General features: G+C 43.2%; 29 protein-coding genes. 17 read left to right on the top strand and 12 right to left on the bottom strand.

Annotated elements, in window-relative coordinates; translation table 11 throughout:
* Window positions 1-277: 277 nt before the first annotated feature.
* The 12 genes from ABD894_RS25750 (at window position 278) to ABD894_RS25695 (ending at window position 4,683) form a co-directional block, all read left to right on the top strand.
* The gene (locus ABD894_RS25750) at window positions 278-430 is read left to right on the top strand and encodes a hypothetical protein (RefSeq protein WP_345213973.1); all 153 of its coding nucleotides are present in this window, start codon (window positions 278-280) and stop codon (window positions 428-430) included.
* A gap of 36 nt (window positions 431-466) precedes the next feature.
* Window positions 467-610: a hypothetical protein gene (locus ABD894_RS25745; RefSeq protein ID WP_345213972.1), complete on the top strand. Its 144-nt coding sequence runs from the start codon at window positions 467-469 to the stop codon at window positions 608-610.
* 41 nt (window positions 611-651) lie between these two features.
* The gene (locus ABD894_RS25740) at window positions 652-792 is read left to right on the top strand and encodes a hypothetical protein (RefSeq protein ID WP_345213971.1); all 141 of its coding nucleotides are present in this window, start codon (window positions 652-654) and stop codon (window positions 790-792) included.
* A 44-nt stretch (window positions 793-836) separates the two neighbouring features.
* A complete protein-coding gene (locus ABD894_RS25735) occupies window positions 837-1,067 on the top strand; it encodes a hypothetical protein (RefSeq protein WP_345213970.1) in 231 nt (76 codons plus the stop codon).
* A 63-nt stretch (window positions 1,068-1,130) separates the two neighbouring features.
* Window positions 1,131-1,346 (top strand): hypothetical protein, encoded by a 216-nt coding sequence (locus tag ABD894_RS25730; RefSeq protein WP_345213969.1) that lies wholly within the window; start codon window positions 1,131-1,133, stop codon window positions 1,344-1,346.
* Between the two features lie 69 nt (window positions 1,347-1,415).
* A complete protein-coding gene (locus ABD894_RS25725; protein ID WP_345213967.1) occupies window positions 1,416-1,631 on the top strand; it encodes a hypothetical protein in 216 nt (71 codons plus the stop codon).
* A 68-nt stretch (window positions 1,632-1,699) separates the two neighbouring features.
* Entirely contained in the window at window positions 1,700-1,915 is a 216-nt protein-coding gene (locus ABD894_RS25720; protein WP_345213968.1) for a hypothetical protein, read from the top strand.
* Window positions 1,916-1,979: 64 nt separating this feature from the next.
* Complete coding sequence (locus ABD894_RS25715) at window positions 1,980-2,195, top strand: hypothetical protein (protein WP_345213967.1); 216 nt, start codon at window positions 1,980-1,982, stop codon at window positions 2,193-2,195.
* A gap of 68 nt (window positions 2,196-2,263) precedes the next feature.
* A complete protein-coding gene (locus ABD894_RS25710) occupies window positions 2,264-2,479 on the top strand; it encodes a hypothetical protein (protein ID WP_345213966.1) in 216 nt (71 codons plus the stop codon).
* Between the two features lie 69 nt (window positions 2,480-2,548).
* Window positions 2,549-2,767: a hypothetical protein gene (locus ABD894_RS25705; RefSeq protein WP_345213965.1), complete on the top strand. Its 219-nt coding sequence runs from the start codon at window positions 2,549-2,551 to the stop codon at window positions 2,765-2,767.
* A gap of 37 nt (window positions 2,768-2,804) precedes the next feature.
* Entirely contained in the window at window positions 2,805-2,975 is a 171-nt protein-coding gene (locus ABD894_RS25700; RefSeq protein ID WP_345213964.1) for a hypothetical protein, read from the top strand.
* Window positions 2,976-3,309: 334 nt separating this feature from the next.
* Window positions 3,310-4,683 (top strand): dipeptidase, encoded by a 1,374-nt coding sequence (locus ABD894_RS25695; protein WP_345213963.1) that lies wholly within the window; start codon window positions 3,310-3,312, stop codon window positions 4,681-4,683.
* 67 nt (window positions 4,684-4,750) lie between these two features.
* Here ABD894_RS25695 and ABD894_RS25690 read toward each other — a convergent pair whose 3' ends face one another.
* The 3 genes from ABD894_RS25690 to ABD894_RS25680 all read right to left on the bottom strand — a co-directional run bounded on the left by ABD894_RS25690 (window position 4,751) and on the right by ABD894_RS25680 (window position 6,928).
* Window positions 4,751-5,212, bottom strand: a complete 462-nt coding sequence (locus ABD894_RS25690; protein WP_345213962.1) for a PIN domain-containing protein — start codon at window positions 5,210-5,212, stop codon at window positions 4,751-4,753.
* A complete protein-coding gene (locus ABD894_RS25685; protein ID WP_345213961.1) occupies window positions 5,205-5,423 on the bottom strand; it encodes a UPF0175 family protein in 219 nt (72 codons plus the stop codon). Before ABD894_RS25685 ends, ABD894_RS25690 begins: the two co-directional genes overlap by 8 nt.
* A 446-nt stretch (window positions 5,424-5,869) precedes the next feature.
* Window positions 5,870-6,928, bottom strand: coding sequence for a mandelate racemase/muconate lactonizing enzyme family protein (locus ABD894_RS25680; RefSeq protein WP_345214024.1), 1,059 nt, complete (start codon window positions 6,926-6,928; stop codon window positions 5,870-5,872).
* 255 nt (window positions 6,929-7,183) lie between these two features.
* Here ABD894_RS25680 and ABD894_RS25675 point away from each other — a divergent pair, with 255 nt between their 5' ends.
* The 4 genes from ABD894_RS25675 (at window position 7,184) to ABD894_RS25660 (ending at window position 11,403) form a co-directional block, all read left to right on the top strand.
* Window positions 7,184-7,909 (top strand): DUF4290 domain-containing protein, encoded by a 726-nt coding sequence (locus tag ABD894_RS25675; RefSeq protein ID WP_345213960.1) that lies wholly within the window; start codon window positions 7,184-7,186, stop codon window positions 7,907-7,909.
* A 113-nt stretch (window positions 7,910-8,022) separates the two neighbouring features.
* The gene (gene murA, locus ABD894_RS25670) at window positions 8,023-9,330 is read left to right on the top strand and encodes a UDP-N-acetylglucosamine 1-carboxyvinyltransferase (RefSeq protein WP_345213959.1); all 1,308 of its coding nucleotides are present in this window, start codon (window positions 8,023-8,025) and stop codon (window positions 9,328-9,330) included.
* A 139-nt stretch (window positions 9,331-9,469) separates the two neighbouring features.
* Window positions 9,470-11,029: an ArnT family glycosyltransferase gene (locus ABD894_RS25665; RefSeq protein ID WP_345213958.1), complete on the top strand. Its 1,560-nt coding sequence runs from the start codon at window positions 9,470-9,472 to the stop codon at window positions 11,027-11,029.
* Window positions 11,026-11,403, top strand: coding sequence for a DMT family protein (locus tag ABD894_RS25660; RefSeq protein WP_345213957.1), 378 nt, complete (start codon window positions 11,026-11,028; stop codon window positions 11,401-11,403). The genes ABD894_RS25665 and ABD894_RS25660 overlap by 4 nt, the downstream gene beginning before the upstream one ends.
* Before the next feature lie 121 nt (window positions 11,404-11,524).
* Here the strand turns inward: ABD894_RS25660 and ABD894_RS25655 are convergent, their stop codons facing one another.
* The 9 genes from ABD894_RS25655 to ABD894_RS25615 form a co-directional block, all read right to left on the bottom strand.
* Window positions 11,525-12,886: a pyridoxal-phosphate dependent enzyme gene (locus ABD894_RS25655; RefSeq protein WP_345213956.1), complete on the bottom strand. Its 1,362-nt coding sequence runs from the start codon at window positions 12,884-12,886 to the stop codon at window positions 11,525-11,527.
* A 149-nt stretch (window positions 12,887-13,035) separates the two neighbouring features.
* Window positions 13,036-13,899 (bottom strand): AMP nucleosidase, encoded by an 864-nt coding sequence (locus ABD894_RS25650; RefSeq protein WP_345213955.1) that lies wholly within the window; start codon window positions 13,897-13,899, stop codon window positions 13,036-13,038.
* Between the two features lie 286 nt (window positions 13,900-14,185).
* Window positions 14,186-15,424, bottom strand: coding sequence for an ATP-dependent Clp protease ATP-binding subunit ClpX (clpX, locus tag ABD894_RS25645; RefSeq protein ID WP_345213954.1), 1,239 nt, complete (start codon window positions 15,422-15,424; stop codon window positions 14,186-14,188).
* Between the two features lie 97 nt (window positions 15,425-15,521).
* Entirely contained in the window at window positions 15,522-16,226 is a 705-nt protein-coding gene (gene clpP, locus ABD894_RS25640) for an ATP-dependent Clp endopeptidase proteolytic subunit ClpP (RefSeq protein WP_345213953.1), read from the bottom strand.
* Between the two features lie 201 nt (window positions 16,227-16,427).
* Entirely contained in the window at window positions 16,428-17,780 is a 1,353-nt protein-coding gene (tig, locus tag ABD894_RS25635; RefSeq protein WP_345213952.1) for a trigger factor, read from the bottom strand.
* A gap of 81 nt (window positions 17,781-17,861) precedes the next feature.
* The gene (locus ABD894_RS25630) at window positions 17,862-18,860 is read right to left on the bottom strand and encodes a c-type cytochrome (RefSeq protein WP_345213951.1); all 999 of its coding nucleotides are present in this window, start codon (window positions 18,858-18,860) and stop codon (window positions 17,862-17,864) included.
* A gap of 70 nt (window positions 18,861-18,930) precedes the next feature.
* Window positions 18,931-19,653 (bottom strand): head GIN domain-containing protein, encoded by a 723-nt coding sequence (locus ABD894_RS25625; RefSeq protein WP_345213950.1) that lies wholly within the window; start codon window positions 19,651-19,653, stop codon window positions 18,931-18,933.
* Window positions 19,654-19,790: 137 nt separating this feature from the next.
* Window positions 19,791-20,396: a GIN domain-containing protein gene (locus ABD894_RS25620; RefSeq protein WP_345213949.1), complete on the bottom strand. Its 606-nt coding sequence runs from the start codon at window positions 20,394-20,396 to the stop codon at window positions 19,791-19,793.
* A 454-nt stretch (window positions 20,397-20,850) separates the two neighbouring features.
* On the bottom strand, window positions 20,851-22,746 hold the full coding sequence (locus tag ABD894_RS25615; protein ID WP_345213948.1) for a RecQ family ATP-dependent DNA helicase: 1,896 nt from the start codon (window positions 22,744-22,746) through the stop codon (window positions 20,851-20,853).
* A 74-nt stretch (window positions 22,747-22,820) separates the two neighbouring features.
* On the opposite strand from ABD894_RS25615, the gene ABD894_RS25610 reads away from it, so the two are divergent.
* On the top strand, window positions 22,821-26,054 hold the full coding sequence (locus ABD894_RS25610; protein WP_345213947.1) for an amidohydrolase family protein: 3,234 nt from the start codon (window positions 22,821-22,823) through the stop codon (window positions 26,052-26,054).
* The last annotated feature ends 227 nt before the right edge of the window (window positions 26,055-26,281 follow it).

Here is a 26,281-nt window from a genome sequence, read left to right as displayed (position 1 = left end):
ATATAATACAAAAATTCACGCTAAAAACCTGTTGAAAACTTTTTTTAAAAAAAGTTTTGTTTTAGAAAAACATACCTATATTTGTGTAGTTAAATGTTTGATAAACAACAGGTTATATAATAAAATAATAAATAATACTATATATATCCTAAGCGGTTAAGCTTGTAAAAAAACACAAGATAACACAGCAGGAAACCTGCCTATACTACCCCAAAAAGGTGTATAGAGTTAAAGAAACACAGGCTATTCATTAACTAATAATTAACAGTATAATTAAATGAAAAATTTAATTTATTTAACAGCAATAACGTTGACTTTAGTGACATATTCATTAAATGCGACCTCACCCATCAAACCAGAGATAAAGAGGCTTGAAGCACCTTTACAAAAATTCGTTGGGTTCAAAAAAGATATCAGCTCAGCTGATTAATAAATATTATTCGGTATCGTTTAAAACAAAAATATCATGAAAAGAAAGTTTGTAGCAGCAGCATTGATCTTAAGCGTAGGCATATTAACCTCATGCAAAAAAGAACAGGTGATTAAGCCGGTACTCCCCCTTTCAAAAGATATGGGCAGCTTTAAAAAAGACATTAGCTGGGCAGATTAACTAATTAATATACAAAACGATAATATAAAATATACAACAACATGAAAAAGTACATACTGATAGCCGCAACCATACTAAGCACAGGCATTTTAACGTCGTGCAAAAAAGAAGAAAAAGTGAAGCTGGTAGTACCTATTCAAAACCTGCTGAACAACAGAAAAGACATCAGCTGGGCTGATTAATAAATAATAATACATATTTAAAATATTAAATACAAAATAATAGCATGAAAAAGTTAACCCTTGCAGCCGCCTTATTACTTACAACAGGTGTATTGTCATCATTCGCACCGGCGGGAAACAACCTCTTTATTATAGCGGCCGACAAGAAGGATATCAGTAGTGCCGATTACAAAGACAAGAAGGATATCAGCAGCGCTGATGCCCGAAAAGACAAGAAAGATATTAGCCAGGCAGATGTTAAAAGAGACAAAAAAGACATCAGCCAGGCCGACTAATTACACCTTATATAACACACAAAATTAACAGATAATCACACCCCCTATTTATACAACAACATCATGAAAAAAATCATCTTATCAACCGCCCTAATCCTGTCAACAGTTACAGCTTCTTTAGCAAATACCGCTACTATCAACCGCGATAAAAAAGACATCAGCCAGGCAGATTACAGAGACAAAAAAGACATCAGCCAAGCCGACGCCAAGAGAGATAAAAAAGACATTAGCCAGGCAGATGCTAAAAGAGACAAAAAAGATATCAGCCAAGCCGACTAATTACTGACCACACATTTTCACAATACATACTACACATTTTACATCACACATACACACATATAAAACAACATGAAAAAGATCATATTATCAGCAGCCCTTATCCTTTCAACAGTTGCAGCTTCTTTAGCAAATACCACTACTACCATCCGCGATAAAAAAGATATCAGCCAGGCAGACGCCAGAGACAAAAAAGACATCAGCCAAGCCGACGCGAAAAGAGACAAGAAAGATATTAGCCAGGCAGATGCTAAAAGAGATAAAAAAGATATCAGCCAAGCCGACTAATTACCGATCACACATTTTCACAACAGATATAACACACTACATCACATAATACACATTTAACGAACATCATGAAAAAGATCATATTATCAGCCGCTCTTATCCTTTCAACAGTTGCAGCTTCTTTTGCTAACACTACTACTACCATCCGCGATAAAAAAGATATCAGCCAAGCAGACGCCAGAGACAAAAAAGACATTAGCCAAGCCGACGCGAAAAGAGACAAGAAAGATATTAGCCAGGCAGATGCTAAAAGAGATAAAAAAGATATCAGCCAAGCCGACTAATTACAACACACAACTCAGCTTAATCAACACATACCACTACGAACACAACGCATAAAAAAACAACATGAAAAAGATCATATTATCAGCCGCTCTTATCCTTTCAACAGTTGCAGCTTCTTTAGCAAACACTACTACTACCATCCGCGATAAAAAAGATATCAGCCAAGCAGACGCCAGAGACAAAAAAGACATTAGCCAAGCCGACGCGAAAAGAGACAAGAAAGATATTAGCCAGGCAGATGCTAAAAGAGATAAAAAAGATATCAGCCAAGCTGACTAATTACCGATCACACATTTTCACAACAGATATAACATACTACATCACATAATACACATTTAACGAACATCATGAAAAAGATCATATTATCAACCGCTCTTATCCTTTCAACAGTTGCAGCTTCTTTAGCCAACACCACTACTACCACCCGCGATAAAAAAGATATCAGCCAGGCAGACGCCAGAGACAAAAAAGACATCAGCCAAGCCGACGCGAAAAGAGACAAGAAAGATATTAGCCAGGCAGATGCTAAAAGAGATAAAAAAGATATCAGCCAGGCCGACTAATTACCGATCACACATTTTCACAAACATATACAACAAAATTCATCACAGCATACACACATAATGCACACCATGAAAAAGATCATTTTATCAGCTGCTTTAATACTTTCAACCGTTGCAGCATCGTTGGCAAATACCACCGCTACAACCATCCGCGATAAAAAAGATATTAGTCAGGCAGACGCCAGAGACAAGAAAGATATTAGCCAGGCCGACGCGAAAAGAGACAAGAAAGACATTAGCCAGGCAGATGCTAAAAGAGACAAAAAAGATATTAGCCAAGCCGATTGATCACCCTGTTTTGCATTAAAAATTTAATACCCCACTCATGAAAAAGTTCATCATTATAGCCGCCATCTTATTAACATCGGGCGTAGCCGCGTTATCTTTTACCAGGGATACAAAAAAGGAAGTAGCTCAAAAAATCAAGATAGAAAGAACCCATTTTTCAACCCGTGATTTCAGCTCACCCAAATCAGACATCTCTTCGGCCGACTAAAACTTGTATATACAAGTACAAAACTTCGTACACAGTACAAAAACCGCGCCCATTATACTCATAAGCGTTTATTATTCTACTCCGTACAGGAATAAAATAATATGAGTTTAACCATATTATAATATTTTTTGACGTAAATCGTCACTAAAAATACGTATACTGCATTTCTGTTTTTTAGAGAAAAACGTGCAGAAAAAATCTTATACGAGAATTTCCCATCAAAAGTTATCCACATTTCGAAAGTATTTTTCGAAAAAAAACCTCCTCTTCTTAAAAATTTCTTAGCCTTTAGTTCCGGTTAACATCCGCTATATTTGCCCTAAATAACTGATTTATGCAAAACATAAAAAATTATATAGAGCAGCACAAGCAGCGTATGCTTGACGAATTATTTGAACTGTTGCGTTTCCCGTCGGTAAGTGCCGATCCTAAATACAAACCCGATGTTTTAAACACCGCCGCATTTGTAGCCAAAAAGCTAAGCGATGCCGGTGCCGATAATGTAGAGATATGCCAAACGGCAGGCTATCCTGTGGTATATGGCGAAAAGATAGTTGATCCGGCAAGGCCAACCGTACTGGTGTATGGTCATTACGACGTACAACCCCCGGATCCGCTGGAATTATGGCACACCCCTCCTTTTGAGCCTACCGTGCGCAATGGTAAAGTTTTTGCCCGTGGCGCCTGCGATGATAAAGGCCAGTTTTATATGCACGTAAAGGCATTTGAACTGATGATGCAAACCGATCAGCTACCCTGCAACATTAAATTTATGATAGAGGGCGAGGAAGAGGTTGGTTCTGATAACCTGGGCACTTTTGTAAAACAAAATAAAGACCGCCTCAAAGCCGATGTGATATTGATATCAGATACCGCTATGATCAGCATGGAACACCCATCGCTGGAAACCGGTTTACGCGGTCTTTCATACCTTGAGGTAGAAGTAACCGGCCCTAACCGCGATCTGCATTCGGGTGTATACGGCGGCGCGGTGGCTAACCCTGCTACTATACTGGCCAAACTCATCGCTTCTTTGCACGACGATAACAACCGCATTGCCATCCCGGGCTTTTACGATGATGTGATTGACCTTACCGATGCCGAGCGCAAGGCCATTAACAATGCACCTTACGATAACAACGAATACAAAGCCGACCTTGGTGTTGATGAACTTTGGGGCGAAGCCGGTTACAGCACCTTTGAACGTACCGGAACCAGGCCAACACTTGAAGTAAACGGTATTTGGGGCGGTTACATTGGCGAAGGCGCCAAAACTGTACTACCATCAAAAGCGAGCGCTAAAATATCAATGCGTTTGGTGCCTAACCAAAGCTCGGAAGTGATCACCAAACTGTTTACTGATCACTTTTTGAAAATTACGCCACCCTTTGTTAAGGTAAAGGTTACCCCGCACCATGGCGGCGAACCGGTAGTTACCCCTACCAATAGCATTGCCTACCAGGCGGCGCAAAAGGCCATAGCCGAATCTTTCGGTAAAGAGCCTATCCCAACCCGTGGCGGAGGCAGCATCCCTATTGTAGCCCTATTTGAAGCTGAATTAGGTATTAAAACGGTACTAATGGGTTTTGGTTTAGATAGCGATAACCTGCACTCACCAAACGAAAAATACGACCTGTTTAACTACTATAAAGGCATCGAAACTATTCCGTTGTTTTACAAGCATTTTACAGAGTTGAGCGCGAAATAGGAAAGATTATATAAATAGAAAAGGCATGGTTAACTTAAAATTGATCATGCCTTTTTTTGTGAGATAATTATTCGCCTGCTTCCTTAATTAATTGCTGGATTAAACCCGGAGAAATACGAAAATTAGTTTGCTGAATGAGATTCAAATAAGGCAATAGCAACGGAATTATTTTCAGTTGTTTTGCATATAGCAATACACCTATTGAGCCTTTTACTGATATCCCTCTTTGTTCTGCAAACTTCCTGGCTGCCCGGTCATCTGTTAATAAATAGTCGCATTTAATTTCATCGGCCAAAGCAATAGCACTTGCTTCTCCCTGATCTACAATTTCACTAAGCTGACTTTGCAAAGCGACATTTTTAACTGACTTCACCATTACCCAACTTGGCAGTAGTTTACCGTATTCGGTTACTATTTCAGGAGTGGTGAATATTTGAGAGAACAATATCGGAAGCAGATGCAGCGCATCGATTTTATCTAAAATGATAAAACAACTGGCATCAGTAATTACAATAGATTTTTCAGGCATTATCTAAATCGGACTGAACACTTGGGTCAAGATAATTCACCCCGAAATTGACAAGTATTTCGGCAAAATCCCATTTCTTCATTCCGCACATCTCTGCCGCTTGTGATAAAGATAGTTTACCTGCTTCATATAGCTTGGCTGCAATTAGGCGCACAGTTTCATCATGTTCTTTTTCAAGAGCATCCGGAATCTGTAATGTTATTGTAGTCATGATATAAAGATAAACAATTATAAAATCAATAAGAAGTGAGTATCGGTGAATTAGGAACAGCTTATCATATTTCGCACTTATTACAAAAACCGCATAACAGAACAACTTATTATTTACTTATAATTATTATTTAACTACAGATTATTTCGCTTATGATTTTGTTATAAATAAATATTCCTAAAAGCTATATTTTTATGCATTTTATAATTATATTGCCGTTGCGTTATCATATCTATAAATACCAGCAAATCGGCGTAATTATGAATGAAATAACAACACGCGCAAAAAGCACCCACACCTGTTCAAGATGTGGCAGGGCTTTAACCGAAAGGGTCAGGCGGCCTGCTCTTGTAAAGTTCCTCGTATTCTGGAAACCACTTAAACGGTACATTTGCTATTACTGCAATCGCACACAATACGTTGTGGAAAGAGCTGAAGCTAATTAATTATACCACGGTGAATTTTTCGCATTGAGTAAGGAACGCCTCATCGGCATCGGCCCCAATGCCGGGAGTATCTACAATATTTAAGTAGTAGTCATTGTAAGTTACGCCTCCTACACATGGGTCCTGCAAATGGCCAAGCATGCAGGTATCCATATCGTAAAACTTTATATTAGGGCTGGCGTAAGCAAAATGCAGCTTAGCGCTCAAACCTATCCGGCTCTCCAGCATCCCGCCCATCATGCAGGCTATCCCCTTTTCGGCAGCGGTATCGTGGATCTGTTTGGCCTCAAATATTCCGCCTGATTTGGAGAACTTGATATTGATATAATGGCAAAGCCCGGCGTTGATCTGCTTACGGGCATCATGATGATTATATACACTTTCGTCGGCCATAATTTTAACCGGCGATAGCCGCATCAATTCGGGCAGGCGATCATCGTACCAGGTACGCATGGGCTGTTCGCAAAATTGAATATTGTAGGGGGCGATGCTTTGCAGGGCGTACACGGCATCATCAAAATCCCAGCCCTGGTTGGCATCCACGCGGATGTGCATTTCATCGCCAACGGCACTTCTGATCAAACGAATGCGCTCCACATCCTCATTTGCGTTTTTACCCAGCTTTATCTTTAATATAGTGGCGCCAGATTGTTTAAAGGCCAGCGCCTTTTCGGCCATCTTTTCGGGGGTGCCTATGCCTACGGTAATATCGGTTTCAACCGGGTGTTTTTCTCCACCTAAAAACTGATAGAGCGGCAAACCAGCATGCTTGGCAGCTATATCATGCAGCGCCATATCAAAAGCACTTTTAATAGTGGTGTTACCGGCCGTAAAGCTGTGCAGTTGCTGTAAACGGGCGGCAATATCCAGTGCATCCTGCCCTATCCATAACCGGGCAAACTCGCGCGCCATAGCCAGACAGGTATCCTGCGTTTCACCAACTATCATGGGGAAGGCCGAACATTCGCCTACACCGTAAAAGCCTGCGCTGGTATGTACACGTATAAATACGTTCTGCGCGTGGTCCATAGTGCCGGTGGCTATGCTGAAAGGTTCCATCGGGATACTGAACCTATAAATATCTACCTTATTTACAATTACTTGCTCTGCCAAAATATATCTCCTTACAAATGCTAAAATAAAGTAATATATAACAACCTGTTAATAACAAATTTGTACATTAACACAATTGCGTTATATTTGCGTTACTACAATTAGAAAATTAAAATAACTTATCAACTTTAGCCGCCGATCCGCTGTTATTATTAAAACAGATCAATAGGGTTAAATATAAAGCTTCATTAACAAAAATACATGGCTCAACAAATTCCGCCTACGTTTGACTATAACTCAACCAGGAATAAACTTATATTATCAGAATACGGCCGCAATGTGCAAAATATGGTTAAATATATTTGCGCCCTGCCAAGTAAAGAAGAGCGTAACCGCTATGCCCAGGTGGTGATTGACCTGATGGGCTTTTTAAACCCACACCTGCGCGATGTTGCCGATTTTAAGCATAAACTATGGGATCACCTGCACATTATATCTGACTACCAGATTGATGTAGATTCGCCATACCCAAAACCTACTCCAGAATCTATCCACCTGAAGCCCGAGCCTTTGCGTTACCCGCATCAGCGTATTAAATACAAGCACTATGGCAAAACCATTGAGCTGATGATTGAAAAGGCTAAGAACATTGAAGAGCCCGAGCGTAAACGCCACATGATACAGTCGATAGCCAACTTTATGAAGATGGCTTATGTACAATGGAACAAAGATTCGGTATCTGACGAAAGCATATTGAGCGACCTGGAAGCATTATCGGGCGGGCAGTTAAAACTCGACGATAGCATTAACCTGAACAAGGTAGAATACCGCGCCGTGAGCACTAACCAAAATACCGGCGGCGGCAGGGGCCGTACCAACAATAATAATCCGCGAAATAACAATAACCCACGGAATAACAACAACCCGCGCAACAACAACAACCAAAATAACCGCAACCGCAACAATGGCGGTGCAAGAAAATATTAATTTTACTGTTTATAATGATAGCATGTATCCGGGAGGTAAACACAATCCGGGTATGGCCATTGTTATGAATACAGGAAGCATATTTATTCGTTAAAAAATCACCAACCACTAATATGAAGAACGCATTTGAAATACGGGGAGGCAAACAGTTAAAAGGCGAAATTATACCGCAGGGGGCTAAAAACGAGGCCTTACAGGTAATTTCGGCTGTATTGTTAACCGCCGAAAAGGTAACGATTAGCAATATCCCCGATATAGTAGATGTAAAGAAATTAATTGAGCTGCTGGGCGATATGGGCGTAACTGTTGAGCGCCTTGCTCCCGACACCTATAGCTTTGAAGCTAAAAACATCGATCTTGAGTTTTTTGAGTCGGATGCTTTTAAATCAAAGGGCGGTAGCTTGCGTGGCTCTATCATGATCGTTGGTCCGCTGCTGGCCCGTTTTGGCAAGGCATCGATACCAAAACCGGGTGGCGATAAAATTGGCCGTCGCCGTTTGGATACCCACTTCCTGGGTTTCGAGAAACTGGGCGCTAAATTCAACTACGATTCAACAGACGAATTTTACAAGGTTGATGCTTCAAACCTGCATGGTACTTACCTGCTGTTAGATGAAGCATCAGTAACAGGTACCGCCAACGTGGTAATGGCCGCTGTTTTGGCCAAGGGCACTACCACTATTTATAATGCAGCCTGCGAGCCTTACCTGCAACAGCTTTGCAAAATGCTTAACCGCATGGGTGCCCAAATTAGCGGCATAGGCTCAAACCTGCTTACCATTGAAGGTGTAACCGAATTAAAAGGCACCGAACACCGCATGCTGCCGGATATGATAGAGATAGGCTCTTTCATCGGTTTGGCTGCCATGACGGGCTCTGAAATCACCATTAAAGATGTGCAGTATAAAGAACTGGGTATTATCCCTAACGTGTTTAAACGTTTGGGTATCCAGTTGGAGTTAAGAGGCGATGATATCTTCATCCCTGCACAGGAGCACTACGAAATTGACACCTTCATTGACGGATCGATATTAACCGTTGCCGATGCGCCATGGCCGGGCTTTACCCCCGACTTATTGAGCATTGTACTGGTAGTAGCTACCCAGGCAAAAGGATCGGTACTGATACACCAGAAAATGTTTGAAAGCCGCCTGTTCTTTGTAGATAAACTGCTGGAAATGGGTGCCAACATCATCCTTTGCGATCCGCACCGTGCTACCGTTATCGGTTTGGATAAACAAATACAGTTAAGGGGCATTTCGATGACATCGCCAGACATTCGCGCGGGTGTTTCATTGCTGATCGCGGCCTTATCTGCAAAAGGTAAATCAACCATTTACAACATTGAGCAAATTGAGCGCGGTTACCAGCATATCGACGAAAGACTGCGTGCTTTAGGTGCCGATATTGTGAGGATATAAGGTTCAAAGAAGAACATTGTTTACATAGGTGGGCTGCTGATATTAGCCGGATCGCTCTTCAAACAGCCGTCTGCACTATCAGCCACCCACCTATTATTTTTTACAATAAAATAATTACCTTTATCCAAACCTGTTATACATGCCTTACAGAAATAGACGCTCTACTTACTGTAATTTTATACTGATTTTTGTTGTTATTAAGGTAGGCCTTAACTTGCTTGCCATTAGTCATTTCGGTTTTCACCGGGATGAGCTGCTGCATTTGGCCCTCGGCGATCACCTGGATTGGGGTTATAAGGAAGTACCTCCGTTTATAGCACTATTGGCTAAAGTTAGCACCGCCGTATTTGGCGACAGCGTATTCGCGGCACGTATTTTTACTACCATAGGCAGCGGCATTATCATTTGGCTTACAGGTTTAATTACAGTAGAACTGGGCGGCCGTAAATTTGCCATTACCCTCGCCTGCCTTTCCATGATCTTCGCACCGGCATTTGCCGCTTCGGGTTACCTTTTTCAGCCCGTAGTGTTCGATCAGTTGTGGTGGGTGTTAACCGTATGGCTCATTATTAAGTACATCAATACCTCCGCGCCTGCTTACATTTACTTAACAGGTATAGCCATTGGTTTGGGCATGCTTACCAAGTATACCATGGCCTTTTTCGCGCTATCGCTGATCATAGGTCTGCTTATTAGTAAGCAACGTAAGGTATTGCTTAACAAGCATGTTTTAGGTGCCATAGCGGTAGCTTTGTTACTCTTTTTACCCAACCTGATATGGCAATGGCAGCACCATTTCCCGGTGGTTGGCCACATGAAAGAACTGCGCAGCACTCAGCTCGAATACATTAAAGCCGGCGATTTTATTATGCAGCAATTAATGGTGAACGGTATTGCTTTATTTGTATGGCTTGTCGGCTTGGCATTTCTGCTACTATCGTTCAGGTTGCGCAAATTCCAGTTTTTAGGCTTTGCTTACATCATCATCTTTATTTTTTTATTGAAGATGGATGGCAAAAATTATTACCTGTTCGGTGCTTACCCCATGTTATTTGCTGCCGGTGGTTATGGTTTCGACAGGCTGATGAAAACCGCTCAAAGACCATTAAGGATAGCCGTTGTGCTATTTTTCGCTCTACCCAACTTGATTTTACTGCCGATAGTATTGCCCGTATTACCGCTTAAGCAAACGCTGGCTTTTTTTAAGTTCACTCAAGAGCAAATGCCTTTCCTTGGTTTTATTACTACCTGGGAAGACCGCAAGCAGCACCCTACCACGCAAGACTATGCCGACATGCTGGGCTGGGACGAGATGGCAGAAAAGGTGGCCAAAACATACCATTCGCTTTCGCCCGAGGAAAGATCACGTACCCAGATATTCGCCGAAAATTACGGACAAGCGGGTGCTATTCATCATTACCGCAAACAATATAACCTGCCCGATGTGGTATGCCTTAACAGCAGTTTCTCATTATGGGCACCGCAAAACATACACGGTGCTTACATCATTTACATAGGCGATAACGATGAAGAAACAGTAAAGAAATTACAAAGTAATTCGGGCAGTTTTCAGCAGGCCGGTGAGGTTGAAGAGCCTTTGGCACGCGAAAAAGGAACAGCCATATACCTGCTTACTAACCCCTCACCTGTGCTTAACGAGTATTACCGTAAAGAACTGACAGAAATATCATCACAATGAACATCCGCGGTATTCAAACCATCATTTTCCTCATCATATCAAACACCTTCATGACCTTTGCCTGGTACGGGCACCTGAAGTTTAAGGATTTTACCTGGGGAAAGAATTTAGGCCTCGTCTCCATCATCCTCATCAGCTGGGGACTGGCATTCTTTGAATATGTTTTCCAGGTACCGGCCAACCGTTTAGGCTTTAAAGGCGATGGCGGCCCCTACAACCTTGTGCAGCTAAAAACCATCCAGGAAGCCATTACGCTCATCATCTTCATGATATTCACCACCGTATTCTTCAAAACCGAAAAATTCGCCTGGAACCACCTATTGGGATTTGGGCTGATCGTATTGGCGGTATTTGTGATATTTAAGAAGTGGTGATTTAAGCGGAAAGGTGAAAGGATAAAGCTGAAAGGTATTTATAGTTGAGAAGTATATAAAAAGGTGCCATACAATCCGCACAGCACCTTTCAGCTTTTACCTTTATCCTTTCAGCTCTAAACTAAGCGGATATCGCGTTGATAATATCGTATTGAGTAATGATCTCTATCTTGCCGTTATCATCTTCAACCAGCACGGCTATGTTGTCCTTATTGATCATACCTGATATTTTGTCGATAGACGTATTCAGGTCGATAAAAGGGAACGGCGCGGTGGAGATGTTTTTTATCGGCTGCGATTTGATGCCCGGATTTTCTATCAGTGAATCCAGTATATCACTTTCGGTGATCTTGCCTATTACCATACCTTTTTGGGTAACCGGAATCTGGCTGATGTTTAATGATTTTATGGTATTGATAGCCTCCAATACCGTTTTCTCACAGTCGATAGTGATGATCTCGGCATTTTCTTTTTTGGCGATGATATCGCGGGCGGTCATTTTATCATCCTTTAGGAAACCGCGGTCGCGCAGCCAGTCGTCGTTATACATTTTACCGAGATAACGGGTACCATGATCGGGGAAAATTACTACCACCACATCACCTTCCTTAAACATATCCTTCATTTGCAGCACACCTGCCACTGCCGATCCGGTTGAGTTACCGGCAAAGATGCCTTCCTTACGGGCAATCTCGCGGGTCATGAGAGCGGCATCCTTGTCGGTCACTTTTTCAAAGTGATCTATCAGGTTAAAGGCAACGTTCTGCGGTAAAAAATCTTCACCTATACCTTCGGTGATATATGGGTAAATCTCGTTCTTATCGAACTCCCCTGTTTCTTTATATTTTTTAAATACCGAACCGTAAGTATCAATACCCAATACCTGTATAGCAGGATTCTTTTCTTTCAAATAACGCGCAATGCCAGATATGGTACCGCCGGTACCAACGCCTGCCACCAAATGGGTTACCTTACCACCTGTTTGCTCCCATATCTCCGGACCGGTTTGCTCATAATGCGCTTGTGAGTTGGACAGGTTATCGTACTGGTTAGGCTTCCACGAGTTAGGTACTTCACGCTCCAAACGTGACGATACAGAGTAATATGAACGTGAATCTTCGGGATCAACATTGGTTGGACAAACAATCACCTCGGCACCAAAGGCACGCAAGGCATCAAACTTCTCTTTCGATTGTTTATCGGTACTGGTGAAAATACATTTGTAGCCTTTTATAACCGCGGCAATGGCCAAACCCATGCCTGTATTGCCCGATGTACCTTCAATAATGGTACCGCCGGGTTTAAGCTTGCCGCTTTTTTCGGCATCCTCAATCATTTTGAGCGCCATGCGGTCTTTTATAGAGTTACCGGGGTTGGTAGTTTCTATTTTGGCCAGTACGGTAGCGGGGATATCCTTAACTACTTTGTTCAGCTTAACCAGGGGCGTTTGGCCAATGGTTTCCAATATGTTGTTATACCACATCTTCTTTATAATTTGTATAGCAAAGCTATAGGGTTTATCAATTTTATGTGGCAAAAATAGCTTTCTGCCCTGATATATCCCTTACAGATATAGCAGTAAAAGCAAAAAACTATTGCACAAGCCGGTAAACCCGTGCTTGTATATTTATATTAAAATATAAGGTGCTTAACCGTTAAGCCGTTATTGATCAACTGCTTTAACGATTCGATACCTATTTTAAGGTGCAGCTCCACGTAGCCTTCGGTTACTTTTGAGTCGCTTTCGCTTGTCTTTACACCTTCAGGTATCATCGGCTGATCGGATACCAGCAGCAGCGCGCCCGTAGGGATCTTGTTGGCGAAACCGGTGGTAAATATGGTCGCGGTTTCCATATCAACTGCCATGGCACGCAGCTTTTTAAGGTAAAGTTTAAAATCTTTATCATGCTCCCATACACGGCGGTTGGTGGTGTAGCAGGTACCCGTCCAGTAATCTTTTGAAAAATCGCGGATGGTGGTCGATATCGCCTTTTGCAGCGCGAACGATGGCAGCGCTGGTACTTCGGCCGGCATATAATCGTTTGAGGTACCCTCACCCCTGATGGCGGCTATCGGCAAAATGAAATCGCCTACGTTGTTCTTCTTTTTCAGGCCACCGCATTTACCTAAAAACACTACCGCTTTAGGTTTAATGGCGGTTAACAGGTCCATTACCGTAGCGGCTACCGAACTACCCATACCAAAGTTGATAATGGTAATGTTGTTAGCGGTTACGCTTTGCATGGGCTTATCTAAACCCATTACCGGTGCATCGTCGTTCCATTGCGAAAACAGCTGGATGTACTTGCTGAAGTTGGTAAGGATGATGTATTCACCAAACTGATCGAGCGGACGGCCCGTGTAGCGCGGCAGCCAGTTGGCCACAATTGCTTCCTTGGTTTTCAATCCCGCCTTAACCGGGCTTTGCACTTCTTTTACTTTTTTCGCGTTCGCAACGATCTCTTCGTCTTTCTTTATTTCTATTTCTTCACTCATATTAAACCTTGATTATAGGGATTTTATTGATTTCCCTGATTTTTATTTTCTTTGGATTTCACCGATGATTATTGATTTCACCGATTTTATTTTTGAGTGATCTCACCGGTTTGTTTTGATTTCACCGATCCTCGCTCCGGTTTTTTTCTATTAACTTCTACCCAATCACTCATTCACCAATCACTAAATCACTCATTAACAAAACTTCCGGATACAACAAACCCCGGCAATGCACCAGGGTTCGTGTTTGTTTTAATAAAGATAGCTTTGAGCTATGTTGTGAATGTTAAGCTACTTTTAACTTTTTAAGGTCTGATTTGTCAAACTTTTCACGGGCATAATCCAACGTTACGTTTAGCGCTTTTACATCTTTTTTAGATGGAAACTCAAACATGGCGTCTATCATTATCGCTTCGCAGATGGAACGAAGGCCCCTGGCCCCTAACTTAAATTCCATCGCTTTGTCTACTATAAATTCAAGCACTTCATCTTCAAAATCGAGCTTTACACCTTCGTATTCAAACAATTTTTTGTATTGCTTAAGCAACGAGTTTTTAGGCTCGGTTAAAATGTTGTACAGTGCCTCACGGTCTAACGGGTTAAGGTAAGTTAACACCGGTAAACGACCGATCAACTCCGGTATCAAACCAAACGATTTCAGATCCTGCGGAGTGATGTATCTGTAAAGGTTCTTCATATCCACTTCGCCGTCATCGCGTTTTAATTTGTAACCTACGGTTTGCGTACGCAACCTGTTGGCTATTTTACGCTCGATACCGTCAAACGCGCCACCGCATATAAACAAGATATTACTTGTATTAACGGTGATCATTTTTTGATCAGGGTGTTTACGGCCACCTTGTGGTGGTACGTTCACCATAGTACCTTCCAGTATCTTCAACAATGCCTGCTGTACGCCCTCGCCTGATACATCGCGGGTGATAGAAGCGTTATCGCTTTTGCGCGCTATCTTATCAACCTCATCAATATATACTATGCCCCTTTCGGCGGCAGTAACGTCATAATCGGCAGATTGCAGTAAACGGGTAAGGATACTTTCCACATCCTCACCTACATAACCTGCTTCGGTTAAAACGGTGGCATCGCAAATACAGAATGGCACGTTCAATACCTTGGCCAAAGTTTTTGCCAGTAAGGTTTTACCGGTACCGGTTTCGCCCACCATAATGATGTTTGATTTTTCAATCTCTACCTCATCTTTTTCAATACGCTGGTTTAAGCGTTTGTAGTGGTTATATACGGCTACTGATAATATCTTTTTGGCATCATCCTGACCTATAATATACTGATCAAGGTGTACCTTAATTTCGTGGGGTTTAAGTATTGAGGGTGCTGCCGGTGATGATTTCACCTTACGCACTTTCAGCTCTTCTGCTAATATCTCGTTAGCCTGGTTAACGCACTTATCACAAATATGCGCATCAAGCCCGGCTATCAGCATCAGAGAATCCTGCTTACCCGCTCCACAAAATGAACACCTGATTTCCTTGCTGTTCTTAGTCATTTGAATACTTTTCGCTAAATTAATTAAAATAATTAATTTTTATATTCCGTTAAAACGGCATTAACTGCCATTTAGTTTTAATTTATTTTATAATTGATTAGCTTTTAGCGTTGTTGCCGCGTAAAATCTCATCAACCATACCAAACTCTTTCGCTTCTTCGGCAATCATCCAGTGGTCGCGGTCTGATGCGTCCCAAACTTTTTCGAACGGTGCACCGCTATGATCGGCAATGATCTGGTACAGTTCTTTTTTCAGTTTGGTGATCTCGTGGTAAGTGATCTCAATATCAGATTGCTGACCTTGCGCACCGCCTGATGGCTGGTGAATCATCACCCTTGAGTGTGGCAACGCGGCTCTTTTACCCGCTGTACCGGCACACAATAATACCGCTGCCATTGAGGCTGCCATACCTGTACAAATAGTTGCAACATCATTAGAGATGAACTGCATGGTATCATAAATACCTAAACCGGCGTAAACCGAACCACCCGGAGAGTTGATATAGATCTGGATGTCGCGTTTAGCATCGGCCGATTGCAGGAACAGTAATTGCGCCTGTATAATGTTGGCATTGCTATCGTAAATGGCATCACCTAAAAAGATGATACGATCCATCATTAAACGCGAGAACACATCCATTTGCGCTACGTTAAGCTGGCGCTCCTCGATGATATACGGGGTCATTGACATTGGCAGGGAAGCCCTGTCAACACTTGAAATAAATTTATCTACATGCAGGCTGTTAATGCGGTGGTGTTTTACAGCGTATTTCCTGAATTCGTTTCTATCGATATTGCTCATGTTGTGTTATAATATGTAAAGAATTAACCGGTTTACCCGGCGTTAAATATATACTTTTAGTAAATACTATTATTATGTTATAGTTTGTAAAAAGTAAAATATTTGGTGCGATATCCTTACCCGCAAAAAACCGGAGCTTGTATACATCAAAAGCAACCCGTTAAAGTTGCTTTTGATGAAAGTATGATATGTAAGTTTTACTTACTGAGCTACCAGGGCCGAAAAATCAGCGTAAGAAATTTCTTTCTTATCTAAAGTAACAATGCTTTTAATGTAATCAAATACCTTTAAGCCTTTTACCTCTTCAAATATCCTGTTAGCGTTCTCTTTGTTTTGTAAAAACTGTACAGTGTACTGGCCTAATTGCTCCTCTGTTAAAGGCTGAGGGCTGTACATTCTGAATTGCGCGTCTAAACGTTGTTTAGCTAAAGCGAAAACCTCGTCATATTTCAGTTCGATGTTGTTCTCTTTTACAATTTTGTTACCAATTAAGGTCCATTTCAGGTTTTTTGAAAACTCTGCATAACCTTCGGTAAGCTCTTCGTCGCTAAGTTTTTCGTTAGTGGTTTTTAACCAGCGTTTCAAAAACTCATCAGGCAATTCAAAGTTAACTTTACCGGTAGCAAAGTTGTAAATCTCGTCCTGTAGTTTACGATCAGCATCCTGCGCCATCATGCTTTCCAGCTCTTCGGTAATTTTAGCCCTGAACTCCTCTTCGGTAGTTACGGTACCTTCACCAAATAATTTGTCAAAGAACTCCTGATTAAGATCGCCTTCCTCTAAACGGTTAACATTTTTAACAGTTAAACGGAAGTTCGATTTCAAATCAGCCGCTGCTTCTTCGTCTATCTTTAATAAACCAGCAATTTTAGCTGCATCGTTACCATAAGCTTTCTGAATATCCAGCTCCACTACATCATCTTTCTTTAAGCCGATTAATGAAGTTTTTATGGCTTCATCTTTTATCAGGTCTAAACGTACTGATGCAGTTTCATTGATGCCTCCCTCAAAAACACTACCATCCGGTGAAAGTTGCTCTAATTGCGAATAAAGCACATCATCATCTGCCGATACGTCAGGATTTGTCATTTTGCCATAGCTACGGCGGATATTTTTGATACGTGATGCCAGTGTTTCGTCATCAACTTTGATCACATATTGAGTTAATACATCTTTTGATGTAAAATCAAGATCGAAAACCGGAGCCAAACCTACTTCATAGTTAAACTCGAAGTTATCGGCAAAATCCCAGTTATATTCTTTGCTGTCGTCAATTTTTGGCAGTGGCTGGCCTAATATATCCAGGTTTTCAGTTTCGATATATTTGTTCAGCGTATCTGATAACAGGTTGTTGATCTCATCAACCAGGATGCTTTTACCGTACATTTTTTTGATGTGCGCGGCAGGCACCATACCCGGGCGAAATCCAGGAAGTTTAGCCTTCTTGGCTTGATCCTTTATAGCTTTCTCAACCTTTGGCTGGTAATCCTCCGGGTTGATGTTAATTTTTAAAATAGAGTTCAGGCTATCAACTTTTTCCTGTGTAATATTCATCTTTTACCGATTATTTAATTAATCACTAAGGTGCAGCATTTCCGCACCAAATTTGAGGCGCAAAAGTATGAAAAATTTTATTTACTTTTTAGTGTTTGCCGCAATTGTATTGGCCTGGTACTTTATCACCTGGTTATTAATGGGTTTCAGGGTTTTCAAATACGCGTAAACCGCTTCCAGATCGCTCGTTTTCATGCCCCCGTATTTCCACCACGGCATTATGGTCTGGAAGTCGTTTTTACCTACTTTGTATGGCTTGGCGCTGCCATCGGCATACTGCCTGAAACGGGTTACAAATTGCTCTTTCGTCCAGTTGCCTATACCAGTCGCCTTATCGGGCGTTATATTGGCCGAACTCAATTTACCACCCGGCAGGCTGAACACTTTGCCACCGGCAAACTCTAAACCGGGCAGCAGTTTGCCCTTATCATCCTGGCTGTGGCAATCAATACACGAGGCGCTTTGCACCAGGTATTGCCCGTATTTTAAGGTATCGCTTTCGGCAGGGCGTTTACCCAGGGTGGCTTTTTGCGGCATGGTGTTCACTATCAGGTTCAGCGGAAAATCGAGCTGATGCGCCGGGTAGTTCTTACCATAAGGTTTAAGCGTGCGGATGTAGGCGATAATATCATACACATCTTCCCTATCCATTTTTGAGTAAGCCTGCCACGGCATTATCGGGAATATGGCCGTGCCCCTTTTAGTAACGCCGGTTGTTATAGCGCGAAAAAGCTCGCCATCCGTCCAGTCTTTTAAATTTACGGGAGTTATGTTGGGCACGTAAATAGCGCCCGGTAAACCTATCCTGCTGTCAAACAGTTCGCCACCGCCGCCTAATACATTGCTGTCAATAGGGCCGGCAAAGGTTGTCCAGTCGCGGCTGGAGTGGCAGTCGATACATACGGCTACGTGGTTGGCGAGGTATTTACCGTTGGCTATGCGCTGTGGGGTGAGTTGTACTTTGATCGCTTCGGGCTCGCCTACGTTGGGCAACGCTATTTTGATGTATGATACAGCCGATATTATGACTACAACTAATACTACAAGGATATAAGCTATCCACTTCTTTACTTTTTTCATTGTGGGTTTGGTTTGTTATTGTTGTGATTGTTAGGTACAATACGCACCAAACCCATGAGTCGTTACAGCGTTAGTCAACTTTTTTTAAGGTAGACGAACCCGACTCATCATTTTTAATGGTAGCGGGGTTGCCCCTGTATTCGGTATTGGCGGCTCCGCTGGTTTTAAGCATCAGCGTACGCAGCACATTGATCTTGTTATCGCTGGCACCTGATGTTTCAATGGTATAACTGCCCACCACAAAATCAAAGGCATCCAGCTTACCGGTACCGCTAAAGTTTACGGTATGCGAGGTAGCCTGTCCTGTAAACTTCAGGGTAGTAACACCACTGCCTTCGGTATGTACATCGGCAGCGTTTAAGTCCATTTCAACTGTGCCCGCCCCTGCCAGATTGATCTCCAGGTCTTTGGTATTCAGTTTACCGTCGGTAATTATTTTAACCGCGCCGGCCGTGCGTATGGCTTCGAGGTTACGCACACCTATCACCAGTTCAAAATCACCTTCGGTGCAAATACTTTTCTTGGTATCAATTTTAAGGGTGCCGCCATCAATATTGGTTTTAATGTATGGCAGCAGATTATCATCGGCAGTAATGGCTACAGTTAATGAGCTATCCTGCTTCAGCGTAACTTTGTAACCTCCGGATATATCTATCTTCTTAAAATCTTTCATGGTGCGCACCTCGGTGTGCATACTGCCCGATCCTTTTTCGCAATTAACGTTGCATGAGGTTAGCGCGCCTGCCGCAATTGCAGCTGCAATAATGATTGAAGTGAGGTATCTGTTTTTCATAGTTAATTGTGTATTTGTTTTTTTGACGATGATTATTGACTTGAAGTTACACTAATTTGCACAAAAAAAGCCATCATTTCCAATTGACGGCTTTCTTGTTGATATATGATAGACCTTGGTAAAGGTGATTGCGTGGATTAAAGAGCGGCTAACTCGTTGGTGATTACTTTAGTTACCGGGCTGTTTGATTTTTGAATCTTAGCAGGTGAAGCAGCTACCAGTTTGGCGTAGTTAACACTTGTTGCATGGCCGTAGTTTAAAGCGTACTCGTTTACATTACCGCTTAAATCGGCCTTTGCTTTATCGGCTACTGTTACGTTAGCGCTGATGGTGTTGATGGCAAGGCTTGCAGAAGCAGTGTTGTGCAAGTCAACATCCAAAGCGATAGCAGAAAGTTTACCGAATGATTTTACGCTTGCGTTATCATAAGCTGAAATGGCGCGCAGATCGCTGGCTTTAACCCATACTACCAGTTTTTCTTTAGTGTATGATGTGATGCGCAATACGCCTTTGCTGTTTTGTACCAAAGCGTTTTCGGCATAGTAGCGGTTGTATACTTTTACCTGATCTTCGGTACCGTCTGATACGAATAGCTCAACGTTTCCGCGTACTTCTATTTTGTTGATGTTCCTTACATCTGCTAACACTGTAGCGTTGGTGTCTTTGTCGTTTGCTTTAGTTGAATTTACTGTTCCTAATACTAATGAACAAACTGTGGCGATGGTTAATATTGTAGTTTTCATGATCGTAATATTTTGATAATTAATTTCTTATGTTATTTATGTTTTTAAATACACCAATAAGACGACACCAATTTTAAAACGTTACAGGAAATTCGGCTTATTAGGTGTATAGCCTGTACACCTCGGTAAACAGGGTAATTTTGGCGGTGAAAATTGAGTTACAAGTTCGGGGTTTGAGGTTTCAGGTTCCGGGGGCGAGGATCGAGGTTTCAGATTACCGGTTCGAGAATTGGGTGTTGTGTTTTGGGGGATTATTACGACATATAGCTTTGACAACTTTTAAAAAGTTGTCAAAGCTGAAAAAAGAATGGTGATAGATGTTTCGTTCCTCAACATGACAGTTTAGAGAATAGCATTTCACACTGAAAACAGTATACCGAAACCTCACCCCCGAAACCTCAAACCAGACTCCTCGCCCCTAAAACCTCGATCCCGGAACCTGAAACCCCGAACCTCATATATAATACCGCTCACCATCAGCCTTGATACTGCCCGCATCCAGCAGGAGGCGGAGCGCTTCTATCTTTTGTTTGTCGTTGCCTTTGTTGATCGATTTTATGAGGGCGGTGATGGTTGAGGGCTCGTTGCTTAGCTGTTCCAGTATCTGGTTGCTGATGATATCTAAAATATCTTCGGCGTTTTGCTGGCGGCGTTCTTCGAGGCATACATCGCATACGCCGCATTTGCGGGTATTCTCTTCATCAAAATACGACAACAGCATTTGGCTGCGGCATTTTTTGTGGATGGCATAAGCCAGCACGGCTTCTATTTTTTGGCGGTAAATGGCTTTACGCTCTTCTATGTAAGCTTTGTTGATGAACAGTTCATCGGCGGTAAGGCGTGGTTGCAGGTAGGTAACCTGTGGCTGATCGGTTTGTTGCAGGTAGCTGATGATCTTGTAATCGTGCAGCTGGCGCATGCCTTCTATTACCTGCTGTACGCTCATGCCGGTACGTTTGGCCAGCTCGAACTCCTTTATATGCACGTAATCCTCAAACGAACCACCGTACGAGCGCAGCAGCGTTTTAACAAAGGCATCCCAACCCGAATTGGCTATCTGAAAATTGTACAAGCGTTCGCTGGATATAATAAACCTGAACCGTGACGGCAGAAATACGCTCTCGTTAAACGACAGGTATTCGTCCTGCTCTAAAAACTTCAGGGAATTCAGCGTTTTAAAAATGTCCAACTTAAAGCGGGCGCAAAAAGCGGTAATGTCGAAATCGAAACTCAACCCGGCACCGGCACCGTAGGCCAGCTGGTATTGGTTGGCAAGGTAGTGGTATACCTGCTTTATTTCATCTACCGATGGAAAACTGTTTTGGTATTTCCGCTCCTGCTTTTGCTTATCATACGCACTATACAGCAACACGCCATAGGCCTTTTGCTCGTCGCGACCGGCACGCCCGGCCTCCTGGTAATAGGCTTCCAAACTTTCGGGCATGTCCTTATGGATCACGAAACGCACATCAGGCTTATCAATACCCATCCCGAAGGCGTTGGTGGCTACAATAACCTGTACCTGGTTCTGCATCCAAAGCTGTTGCCTGCGCGAGCGCTCATCCATACTTAAACCGGCATGGTAGTTTTCGGCGGCTATGCCGTTGTCATTGTAAAACTTGGCCAGTTCGGCCGTTTCTTTGCGGCTGCGTACATATATAATACCGCTGCCTTTTACTCCGTTGGCTATATCGAGCAGCTTACACAGCTTATCTTCGGTATATTGTACTACATAGCTCAGGTTTTTACGCTCAAAGCTTTTCTGAAAAACTTTGGCATCCTTAGCGAATAATAACTTTTGCTGAATGTCTTCCTTTACATCGCCGGTAGCTGTCGCGGTAAGGGCAAGTACAGGTACTTCGGGGTGTATCTCGCGCAGATCGGCCACGTGCAGATATGGCGGCCGGAAATCGTATCCCCATTGCGATATACAATGTGCCTCATCAATAGCGATCAGGTTCACCTTCATGTAACGTACCCGCTCGCGCACCAGTTCTGATAATAATCTTTCGGGCGAGAGGTACAAAAACTTTACCGGACCGTAAATGCAGTTGTCCAGCGCTATATCTATCTCCCGCTTACCCATGCCCGATACTATGGCAACGGCTTCAATACCTTTTGCTTTCAGGTTTTCCACCTGGTCTTTCATCAGGGCTATCAGCGGCGACACCACAATACATATCCCTTCCATTGCCATGGCCGGCACCTGGAAACAGATAGACTTGCCACCGCCCGTAGGCAGCAGCGCAAGTGTATCATGGCCATCCAATACCGAATTGATTATTTCCTCCTGCAAAGGGCGAAATGTGTCGTGTTTCCAGTATTGTTGTAGTATTCGGTGGATAGTCATTTAAATATGGCAATCTCAAAACTATTAAAATGGTTCAATATAATTAAATTCGCACCCATAAAACGTCTTACGTCATGCAGAAAGTTTACCTGATTATTATAAGTACGCTGTTATCGGCTAATATTTATGCCCAAAAATGGAATATTGAGAACACCGGCGGACAGCCAAAAAAGGTATCCATTACTACCGATGAAGGCACCTGGATGAATTTAGATGTAAGTCCGGATGGGCAAACCATCGTTTTCGACCTCTTGGGTGATATTTACAGCATGCCGGTTAAAGGCGGCCGTGCTACAATTTTAGCCAGCGGCCGGGCCTGGGAAGTACAGCCACGCTTTAGCCCCGATGGTAAGCAGATCAGCTACACCAGCGATAAAGAGGGCGGCGACAACATCTGGATAATGAACAGCGATGGTAATAACAAACATTCCATCACTAAAGAGAACTTCAGGCTTTTAAATAATGCCGCATGGGCACCCGATGGGCAGTATTTGGTGGCGCGCAAGCACTTTACCGGCTCACGCTCGTTAGGTGCAGGCGAAATGTGGATGTACTACAAAACCGGCGGCGATGGTATTCAGCTCACCAGCCGTAAAAACGATCAGCAGGATGCAGGCGAACCAACCATATCGCCCGATGGCAAATTTGTTTATTGGAGCGAGGATGTTACGCCCGGCCCGTATTTTCAATATAATAAAGACCCCAACGCGGGCATATACAACATAAAACGCATTAACCGCACAACCGGCGAAATTGAAACCGTTACAGGTGGTACCGGCGGCGCATGCCGTCCGCAATTATCGCCCGATGGTAAGCTGATGGCCTTTGTAAAAAGGGTGCGCTTAAAATCGGTACTATACATACACAATTTAGAAACCCGCGAAGAGTGGCCGGTGTACGATGACCTGTCGCACGATCAGCAGGAAACATGGGCCATTTTTGGCGTATACCCAAACTTCGGCTGGACACCTGATAGCAAGAACATTATCTTTTACGCTAAAGGAAAGATCTGGAATTTGGATATCACCTCGTTAAACGCGGCTCAAATTCCGTTCGAGGTTACTTCGCAGCAAACCCTGTCTGACGCGCTTCACTTTCCGCAAAAGGTTTACCAGGATGAGTTTTCGGCCAAGATGATCAGGCAACTGACTACCTCGCCCGATGGCAAGCGTGTAGCCTTTAACGCTGCCGGATACATCTACGTAAAAGACCTGCCGAATGGCAAACCCGAGCGTATTACCACCACTGCCGATCTGGAATATGATCCTGATTTTAGCCCGGATGGAAAATCACTTGTTTACGTAAACTGGACCGATGAGCTAAAAGGCGCGATCAACAAAATAGACCTCGCTACCAAAGTAGTTACCCGTATCACCATTGAAAAAGGCTTTTACTACACGCCTAAATTTAATAATCGTGGCGATGCTATCGTGTTCCGCAAGGGCGAAGGCAACGATATGCTGGGCTTTGCTTACAGTCGTAAACCGGGTATCTACACCATATCGGCCAATGGCGGCACCCCTACTTTTATTATTGGTTATGGTATCCGTCCGCAATTTGCCGAAGATGATAGCAAGCTATATTTCCAAACCGACGAGAACGGCAAAAAGGCATTTAAAATAATGGATTTGAGCGGCGCGCACGAGCGTACGCTATATACATCAACTTATGCCACGCAGTTTGCCCCAAGTCCTAACGGCAAATGGATGGCGTTTACCGAACTGTACAATTGCTACATCACCCCGATGGTAAGCGCAGGTAACCCGCAGGATCTATCGGCAGGCAACAAGGCTTTACCGCTTGTAAAACTTACCCGCGATGCAGGCACTTACCTGCATTGGAGTAAAGACAGCCAAAACCTGATGTGGACACTTGGCCCTAAATACTATGCCCGCGCGTTAAACGCGGCCTTCCCGTACGCGGATGGATCGCCTGATAAAACACCGGTGTTGGATACCACCGCTACCGCTGATATTGGTCTGCGCCTGAAAACTGATCTGCCGGAAGGCAAAATTGCCTTTACCAACGTGCGTATCATTACCATGAAAGGCGAGGAAGTGATTGACAAAGGCAGCATAGTGATCAGCCAAAACAAGATCACCGCTATAGGTAAAGATATACAGATACCCGATGACGCTAAGGTTTACGACCTGGCAGGTAAAACCATTATGCCGGGTATTGTGGATGTACACGCGCATTTACATGCCAGTCCGGATGGTATTTCGCCGCAGCAGGATTGGAACTACTATGTTAATCTGGCTTATGGCGTAACTACCGCGCATGATCCGTCGAGCAATACCGAAATGGTGTTCAGCCAGTCGGAAATGCTGAAATCGGGTGCTATGGTTGGTCCGAGAGTATATTCAACCGGTACCATATTATACGGTGCCGATGGCGATTTTAAAGCCGTAATTAACAGTATTGACGATGCCCGCTCAAGCTTACGCAGACTGAAAGCCGTTGGCGCGTTCTCTGTTAAAAGCTACAACCAGCCACGCCGCGAGCAACGCCAGCAAATTATTGAAGCTGCCCGCGAGCTGCAAATGGAAGTGGTACCCGAAGGCGGCTCTACCTATTTCAATAACATGAATATGATACTCGATGGCCATACCGGCATTGAGCATAACATCCCGGTTTGGCCGGTTTATAAGGATGTGAAGGGCTTATGGAACGCCAGTCGCACGGGCTACACACCTACTCTTATTGTTAGCTATGGAACGCAGTTCGGCGAAAATTACTGGTACGATCGCAGTGAGGTTTGGAAGAACGACCACCTGCTAAGCTTCACCCCTACATCGATCATCGATGCCCGCTCGCGCCGCCGCACCACTGCAGAATATGGTGATTACGGACACATTGATGTATCGAAATACGTAAAATACATTGCCGATGGCGGTACTAAAGTAAACCTGGGTTCGCACGGCCAGATACAAGGCCTTGGCGCGCATTGGGAGCTTTGGATGCTGGCACAAGGCGGCATGTCGCCATTGCAGGCTATACGTTGCGCCACCATTAATGGCGCCAACTATTTAGGCATGGATAAAGAGATAGGCTCGCTGGAAGTAGGCAAACTTGCTGACCTGATCGTGCTGAATGAAAACCCGCTGGATGATATCCGCAACAGCGAAAACATAAAATACGTGATGGTGAACGGCCGCATGTACGATGCCGAATCAATGAATGAAACCGGCAACCGCGAAAAACCGCGCCTGCGTTTCTGGTGGCAAATGAATCGCGGCGGTAACATGATCAACCTCCCGCTAAATAATACTGAAACTTACCTGTACGGTACACAGGATTGTGACTAACCTGATATTAAAATCCTCGCTGAAAAGCGGGGATTTTTTGTTGTATAACTATATAAGTGTGAGTAATCTCATCGTGTTTTATGCTTCCTATATAAACCATCGTCATTGCTGTAAGGGTTATGTAATTCGGTAACAGAATTAGCTTTTATTTTTTGTTGTTTAGGGAGGCCATATCGATAGGTTTTTTACCATTAATACCTTGATGAGGTCTTTCCCAATTATAATAA

It is taken from the genome of Mucilaginibacter gynuensis (assembly GCF_039541195.1).
GTDB classification, from domain to species: domain Bacteria; phylum Bacteroidota; class Bacteroidia; order Sphingobacteriales; family Sphingobacteriaceae; genus Mucilaginibacter; species Mucilaginibacter gynuensis.
Note: the sequence above shows the minus strand (reverse complement) of the source record. Positions and strands in the feature narration are given on the sequence as shown.